The sequence below is a fragment of the Oscillibacter sp. KLE 1745 genome (assembly GCF_000469445.2).
In the GTDB taxonomy this organism is placed as follows: Bacteria; Bacillota; Clostridia; order Oscillospirales; family Oscillospiraceae; genus Oscillibacter; species Oscillibacter welbionis.
In genome coordinates, this window is record NZ_KI271734.1 from 37,522 (window position 1) to 45,148 (window position 7,627).

The 7,627-nt window shown below is 64.1% G+C and carries 4 protein-coding genes; 3 read left to right on the plus strand and 1 reads right to left on the minus strand.

The window, feature by feature from the left end; genetic code table 11:
* Positions 1–215: 215 nt before the first annotated feature.
* Entirely contained in the window at positions 216–626 is a 411-nt protein-coding gene (locus HMPREF1546_RS11095) for an ATP-binding protein (RefSeq protein WP_021751350.1), read from the plus strand.
* Between the two features lie 69 nt (positions 627–695).
* Here the strand turns inward: HMPREF1546_RS11095 and HMPREF1546_RS11100 are convergent, their stop codons facing one another.
* On the minus strand, positions 696–2,249 hold the full coding sequence (locus HMPREF1546_RS11100; RefSeq protein ID WP_036631351.1) for an S-layer homology domain-containing protein: 1,554 nt from the start codon (positions 2,247–2,249) through the stop codon (positions 696–698).
* Between the two features lie 218 nt (positions 2,250–2,467).
* On the opposite strand from HMPREF1546_RS11100, the gene recJ reads away from it, so the two are divergent.
* Both recJ and HMPREF1546_RS11110 read left to right on the plus strand, forming a co-directional pair.
* The gene (gene recJ, locus HMPREF1546_RS11105; protein ID WP_021751353.1) at positions 2,468–4,567 is read left to right on the plus strand and encodes a single-stranded-DNA-specific exonuclease RecJ; all 2,100 of its coding nucleotides are present in this window, start codon (positions 2,468–2,470) and stop codon (positions 4,565–4,567) included.
* On the plus strand, positions 4,564–6,777 hold the full coding sequence (locus HMPREF1546_RS11110) for a bifunctional (p)ppGpp synthetase/guanosine-3',5'-bis(diphosphate) 3'-pyrophosphohydrolase (RefSeq protein ID WP_021751354.1): 2,214 nt from the start codon (positions 4,564–4,566) through the stop codon (positions 6,775–6,777). Before recJ ends, HMPREF1546_RS11110 begins: the two co-directional genes overlap by 4 nt.
* Positions 6,778–7,627: the final 850 nt, after the last annotated feature.

Below are 7,627 nucleotides of genomic sequence, written 5' to 3' on the forward strand. Positions count from 1 at the left end.
CAAGCCGGGCTATGAGGACCGGCGGGCGCAGCTGGAGAGCAAGCTGGAGGGGTGACCAGCCTCGGACTGGGCGGCACCCGTCCTGCCGCCCACTGTCAATCTCCATTATGAACAAAGTTTGAATCTTCATTTCTCCATTGTTTTTCACGCGATCTTGTGGTATGCTTAACATACCGAATTTCCCCCAGCGACTTTAATTGACAGGAGTGATTACTATGGTCAGACTGATTATGGGCGTGAAGGGCTCCGGCAAGACCAAGCAGCTCATTGAACTGATCAACAACGCGGCGAAGGACGAGCCCGGCAACGTGGTTTGCATCGAGGCTAACCGCACCATGACATACGATATCCACTACCACATCCGCCTGATCGACGCCCAGGAGTACAATCTGGACAGCTACGAGCTCTTCCGGGGCTTCATCAGCGGCCTGTATGCGGGCAACTATGATATCTCCCATGTGTTCATCGACAACCTGTGCAAGACCATCGGCCGGGAAGTGGACAAGGACACCGAGAATTTCCTGAACTGGCTGGACGCCTTTGGCGAGAAGAACAACATCAAGTTCACCGTCACCATCAGCGCCGACCTCTCCCTGGCTACTGACGGGATGCAGAAGTTCCTGTAAGGCTGCTGCGCTTTCCCATATACACAGACGCCGCCTCTGCCAACTGGCAGAGGCGGCGTTTTTCAGGTTTCAGATTTGCACCTGGGAGGATCCGGCGTCCAGCCCCTCCAGCAGATTGTAATTGTCATAGTCCGCCACAGAGGACAGGTCGCTGAGGCATAGCTGGTCCACGCCGAAGAAAGCAGCCATCCGGGCCCGCTCCAGGGCGGCCTCGCCGTTGAGATACCGCACCGCGGTGTCCCCGCTGCCGGAGGTGAGATAGGCGCAGGCGTAGCGGTCGGAGTAGTAATCTTTCGTCTGGGAGGCGGACAGCAGCTGCTCGATCTCGGCGGCGGAGGCCTGGCCGGTGTGCCGCCCATCCGTCCAGGCGGAGCCCGTGGTGGTCAGCAGCAGGCTGAGACAGTCGGAATCCACCTGGTCCGCCAGTTCGGCCAGGGCGTAGTAGACCTCCTCCAGCGGCGCCAGGGGGGCGATGGGGAAGTCCTCGGACACGTCGCCATAGTCCGCCACCCGCACCACCAGCTTGTCGGCCGGCTCACTCAGGGCGGCATAGTCATAGCCGTTGTATGCGGCTCCCTGCCAGACGGGCGCCTCCACCATCAAATAGAGCAGCCGGTCCTCTCCCAGTTCGGCCCGCAGCGCCTCCGCCAGCGCGGTGAAATCCTTCTTCTGGGCGGAAGAGAGCTCCGCCAGGTCCAGAAACAGCCCCTCATAACCGCCGCTCTCCACCGCGGCCGCCAGCGCCTCTGCGGTGTGGCTGGGGTCATCCTTCAGTGCCGAGGCGCTCCCGCCCACATGCAGCAGCGGCACGGCACCGGCGGCGGTGATGGTCTCCTGCAGGGCGGCTGCGGTCTCTGCATCGGGGGTACCGGCGAGCCGGGACTCCCCGGCGTAGATCAGCCGGGCGCCGCCCACCGCCACGGCGCCATAGCCGGTCAGGTCTGTCAGACCCTCCGCGGAATAGGCGATGCCGGTTTTCTCCGGGGCCGCGGCGTGATAGCTGTCATACAGCCGGATCAGCATGACCGCCGCCTGCTCCCGGGTGGCAGTCTGATCCGGGGAGAAGGTGGTGGCCGCAGTGCCGTTCACCAGCCCCAGCTCATGGGCCATGGCGATATAGCCCACGTTGGTGGTCACATCTCGGAAGGGCATGGGCAGGTCCTGGGCCAAACCGGCGATGGTGCCGTAGCCCATAGCCCGCACCAGCATGACCGCCAGCTCCTCCCGGGTGATGGGCTCCCGGGGGCGGAACGTATCCGTCTGCCGGGTGATGGCCCCGTTGGCATAGGCGGTCTCCACCGCGCTGTAATACCAGGCACTCTTGTCCTGGTTGTCCGTATAGGACCCGGCCTCCGGTGTTACCATCTCCCAGCCGAACAGGCGGCACAGGGCCACCACAAAGGCCCCCCGGGTCATGGGAGCCCCCAAGCCGAAGCGGGTGGGCGTCTGCCCCTGGAACAGGCCCAGGTCCACAGCCCGACGGATGGAGTCCGCCGCCCAGTGGCTCTCCGGCACGTCGGAAAAGCCGGTGGAGGCCGCTGCCGCGGGCGCCGGCAGCGCCGCTGTCACCAGCAGGGCGCATAGCAGCGCGCAGGAACAGAACCATTGCAGTCGTCTTTTCATGTTGTCATTCTTCGCTCCTTTAGCGTCAGATTTCTTTCAGATTCTGGCAGAGATGCCCGGATTCGCCCTCTGTCGGTATGCCATTGTACCAGAATCTGCCGCCGCCGTCAAACGAACGGTGTCGGAACGCAGAAAAACCTTTACGTTTCACCCCTTGCCTGCTATAATAATTTAGTTATGATGGCTTTTTATTACCTTTGAAAGGGAGGGAACGTGCCATGAGATTCAAAAAATGGAACATCGGGACCCCGGCTGAGCGGGACGTTGCCCTCCTGCGGAGTGCCGGATACCCCTATCTCCTCTCCACGGTCCTGGCGGCCCGGGGTGTCACCACTGCCGAGGCGGCGGCCGAGGCGCTGGAGCGGGACAGGAGCCTCAGCATGTCCCCCATGCTGATGCGGGATATGGACAAAGCCGTCGCCCGCATCCAGCGGGCGATCAGCCAGGGGGAGACCATCGCCGTGTTCGGCGACTACGACGTGGACGGCATCACTTCCACGGTTCTGCTGATGGACTATCTCAAAAGCTGCGGCGTCCGCTGCCTGCGGCATATTCCCCGCCGGATCGAGGAGGGCTATGGCCTGTCCAAGGAGGCCATCCAAGGCCTGCGGGACCAGGGCGCCACGCTGATGATCACCGTGGACTGCGGCATCACCGGCAACGAGGAGGTGGACTTCGCTGCCTCCATCGGGCTGGATGTGGTCATCACCGACCATCATGAGTGCAAGGAGGAGCTGCCGCGGGCGCTGGCAGTGGTGGACCCCCACCGCAGCGACTGCCCCTATCCCTTCAAGCATCTGGCGGGAGTGGGTGTGGCGCTGAAGCTGGTGCTGGCCCTGGGAGGCGAGAGCCGGGAGGATGCCCTGTTCGCCCGGTACTGCACCCTGGCGGCCATTGGCACCATCGCCGACGTGATGCGGATGGAAGGGGAGAACCGCACCATCGCCTTCTGCGGGCTGGAGGCCCTGCCCCACACGGACTTCGTGGGCGTCCACGCCCTGCTGAAGGAGGCGGGGCTTCTGGGCAAGCCCATCACCTCTGTCCAGATCGGCTTTGTGCTGGCCCCCAGGATCAACGCCGCTGGCCGCATGGGCGCGGCGGATCTGGCCGCGGACCTGCTGGAGACCGATGACCCCGCCCGGGCCGAGGAGCTGGCAAAGGCTCTGTGTGACCTAAACCGGGAGCGGCAGGCGGTAGAGCAGGCCATCTGCGCCGACGCCACCGAGAAGATCGAGCGCCTCCGGGCCGAGGACCGCAGCGCCCTGGTCCTCTCCAGCGAGGACTGGCACCAGGGCGTGGTGGGGATTGTGGCCTCCCGCCTCAGCGAGAAGTACGCCTGCCCAAGCTTCATGATTCATCTAAAAGACGGCGTGGGCAAGGGTTCCTGCCGGTCCTACGGCGGGTTCAACCTGTTTTCCGCGCTGGAGTCCTGCGCCGACCTGCTGGAGGGCTTCGGCGGCCACGAGTTGGCGGCGGGCTTTACCATCTCCGAGGAGAACATCGACGCCTTCCGGGCCCGGATGAACCGGTATGTCCGCTCCGCCTCCGGCGGGGAACGGGCGGTATCCTGCCTGGACGTGGACGCGCCCATCTCCTGCCCCGGCGAGGTGACGCTGGCGGAGGTGGAGCAGCTGGACCAGCTGGAGCCCTATGGCGCGGGCAATCCCCGGCCGGTGTTCGCCCTGCTGGGCGCCACGGTGGACGTCCTGCAGCCCGTGGGCCAGGGGAAGCACCTGAAGCTCCGCCTCTCCAAGGGCACGTGCCGGTTTGACGCCATCTTCTTCTCCATGACGGAGGAGACGTGCGGCGTGGCGGCGGGCATGCGGGTGGACGCGGCCTTCTATCTCCAGGCCAATACCTTCCGGGGCAATACCACCCTGCAGCTGCAGCTCATCGACATCCGCCCCTCTCTGACCCCCAGCCGCCATGAGGCGGCGGACCTGGACCTGCTCCACCGCCTCGTGGCGGGAGAGGGCCTCACCGGGCAGGAGCGGGCCCGGCTCCAGGCGTCCCGCAGCCAGTTCGCCGCCTTTTGGACCGTGCTGGAGCGGCAGCTCCGCCGGGGAAAGGCGGAGGAGGAGATGCTGCCCTTTCTGCGGCGGCTGTCGGCACTCTCCGGCGGGTGTGAGAGCTTCCTCCGGGCCGGCCTGGCCCTGGCCGTGTTCCAGGAGCGGGGCCTGATCGCCCTGTCCGTCCAGGGGGACCAGGTGACGCTTTCGCTGAATCCCATCCAGGGGAAGGTGGATCTCTTCGCCTGCCCCTATCTGTCCCGCCTGCGGGAGGACGCCGCCGGCAAGAGTGGAGGTGTTGTGTCATGACCATTCAGGAACAGTATGAGAACCTGGAAAAGACTGTCCGGGGCTACAATCCTGCGGCAGACTTCCAGCACATCCGGGCGGCCTTTGAATTTGCGGCAGAGGCCCACAAGGACCAGAAGCGCAAGAGCGGGGAGCCCTATATCATCCATCCCCTGGCGGTGGCGCAGATTGTGGCGGAGGAGCTGCGGCTGGACAGCGAGTCCATCGAGGCCGCCCTGCTCCACGACGTCATCGAGGACACCGCCGCCACCCACGAACAGGTATCCAAACTCTTTTCACCCACCATCGCCGACCTGGTGGAAGGCGTCAGCAAGCTGACCCGCATCCAGTACGCCACCAAGGAAGACGAGCAGATGGAGAACCTGCGGAAGATGCTCATCGCCATGAGCAAGGACATCCGGGTGATCCTCATCAAGATCTCCGACCGGCTCCACAACATGCGGACCATGGAGTACCAGTCTCCCGCCAAGCAGAAGCAGAAGTCTCTGGAGACTATGGAGATCTACGCCCCCATCGCCCACCGGCTGGGTATGCAGCGCATCAAGTGGGAGCTGGAGGACCTGTCCTTAAAATATCTGGACCCCATCGGCTACGAGGAAATCGTCTCCAAGCTGGAGGCCAAGCACCAGGAGTACGAGGACTTCATGCGCCGCATCCAGATCCAGATCGACGACCGGCTGAAGGAGCTGGACATCGATCACATCGTCTACGGCCGGATGAAGCATCCCTACTCCATCTACCGGAAGATGTTCAACCAGAACAAGAGCCTGGACGAGATCTTCGACCTGTTCGCCTTCCGGGTGATTGTGAACACGGTGGGGGACTGCTACAACGTTTTGGGTGTCATCCATGATCTCTACAAGCCCATTCTGGGCCGCTTCAAGGACTATATCGGCACTCCAAAGCCCAACGGATATCAGTCCCTCCACACCACGGTCATCGGCGCGGACGGCCTGCCCTTCGAGGTGCAGATCCGCACCAAGGAGATGCACGAGATCGCCGAGTACGGCGTGGCCGCCCACTGGAAATACAAGCAGAACGGCCAGGGCGCCGGCACCGAAGGGCGCTACGAGTGGGTCCGCCGTTTGCTGGAAAACCAGGAGGGCGCGGACGCAGAGGACTATATCCACTCTCTGAAGATCGATATGTTCTCCGATGAGGTGTTCGTCTTCACACCGGGCGGCGACGTGCAGAACCTGCCCGCCGGCGCCACGCCCATCGACTTTGCCTACGCCATCCACTCCGCCGTGGGCAACCGGATGGTGGGCGCCAAGGTGAACGGCCGGATCGTCACGCTGGACCATGTGCTGAAAAACGGCGACATCGTGGAGATCCTCACCGCCAAGAACGCCAAGGGTCCCAGCCGGGACTGGATGAAGATTGCCAGAAGCAGCGAGGCCCGCAGCAAGATTCGCCAGTGGTTCAAGAAGGAGAAGAAAGAGGAGAACATCGCAAACGGCCGTGCCGCCTTCGAGGCGGAGCTGAAGCACTGCGGCATCTCCATGAAGGACGTTCTCTCGCCGGAGATGCTGCCGGTGCTGTTGAAGCGGGTGTCCTACGGCTCTCTGGACGACATGTACGCCGCCATCGGCTACGGCGGCTTCACCGCCCAGAAGGCGGTGAGCCGGATCCAGGGGGAGCTGAACCGGGTGGCGAAGCTCCACCAGGCGGAAAAGGCCGCCGAGGAGCTGGCGGAGGCCAAACCGGCGGAGCCTGCCAAACAGCCCTCCGCTCCCAAGCGGGTGAAGAGCGAGCAGGGCATCATCGTGGAGGGCTTGGACAACTGCCTGGTGAAGTTCTCCAAGTGCTGCACCCCGGTGCCGGGGGACGACATCATCGGCTTTATCACCCGGGGGTACGGCGTGTCCGTCCACCGGTGCGACTGTCCCAACGCCTCGGAGGAGAAGCGATCCCAGCCGGGGCAGGAGGGGCGCTGGATCAAGGTCTCCTGGGGCGGCGACACCAACGACAGCTATCCCACGATTTTGGAGGTGGTGTGCAAGGACCGGCAGGGCCTGCTGCTGGACATCTCCGCTGCCCTCTCCACGACGAATACCTTTGTGCTGGGCATCAACTCCCGCAGTACAGAGGACCAGTTTGCCATCTTCCGGCTGGAGATCCGGGTGAAGGACGGCGCCCAGCTGAAGTCTGTCATGAACAAGCTGAACCAGATCTCCGGGGTGCTGAAGGTCAACCGACCGGCGGGGTGAGAGAGGCTTCCGCCGGGGGTGATTTGATGGCGGAAGAGCTTCCGGGGGGATGTAGGGGCGGCGATCAACCGCCCGGAGATGATTTGGGCCGCCGAACAGCGGCCACGGGGTCTCTGCTCCCGCAGGAGGGCGGGTCCAGCAGGATGCCCCCCCCATTGTCGTCGTCGCAAAGTCCGCTCAGCTCCGTTTCCGCCTGCGGCGAAAACTGCGCCCGCTCCCTTGCGCCTCCTCTCCCCACCGCGCGGGGCGCGGCGGGGGCCCCTTTAGGCCTTGCCAAAAGAGAAATGGGCCGTGCACGGTCTAAAGAGAAAAGTGTGTGGCGCGCTGCGGTGCAGTGGCCCTCCGCGCTGACGGAGGTCGACGTATCGGTGCAAGCGCCGATTTTGGCCCGCCTTCGGGCACGCTTGGGCCTTCTGCGATTTTCTTAACTGCCGTCCCGTGGCGGGAGTACCAACCTTGTCGGGGTGGTTATCGCATGGAATTGCTTCTCTTTTCGCTGCCGCTGGCTGCCCCTCGGGGGAACTGGCGTAGCGGGCCGATAAAGGCATCGGCCCCTACGGAGATACCGTCGGCCTTGCGCATTTTGTGGGGGCCGACCTGCGTGTCGGCCCTTGCGAGGGTGACGAAGGCCACAAGCCCGGTAGGGGCGGACGCCCTTGTCCGCCCGCCAGCACAAGCCGCCACAACCGCCCAGGCAGCGCGTAGCGACTGCGCAGCTGTTGGTGGCTCTGCCGTCTTACGGATGCGGCGTGCTCCCTGCGGGCAAGCGGAACGCGCGGAAGGAGGAGCCAGTGGAACACTGGTGACGGAAATACGGGGAGCGCCGCAGCGCGAGACAGGAAAAGAGGAG

Coding starts and splice junctions, on each gene's coding strand:
- HMPREF1546_RS11095 (WP_021751350.1), top strand. CDS start 216: ATGGTCAGACTGATTATGGGCGTGAAGGGCTCCGGCAAGACCAAGCAG.
- HMPREF1546_RS11100 (WP_036631351.1), bottom strand. CDS start 2,249: ATGAAAAGACGACTGCAATGGTTCTGTTCCTGCGCGCTGCTATGCGCC.
- recJ (WP_021751353.1), top strand. CDS start 2,468: ATGAGATTCAAAAAATGGAACATCGGGACCCCGGCTGAGCGGGACGTT.
- HMPREF1546_RS11110 (WP_021751354.1), top strand. CDS start 4,564: ATGACCATTCAGGAACAGTATGAGAACCTGGAAAAGACTGTCCGGGGC.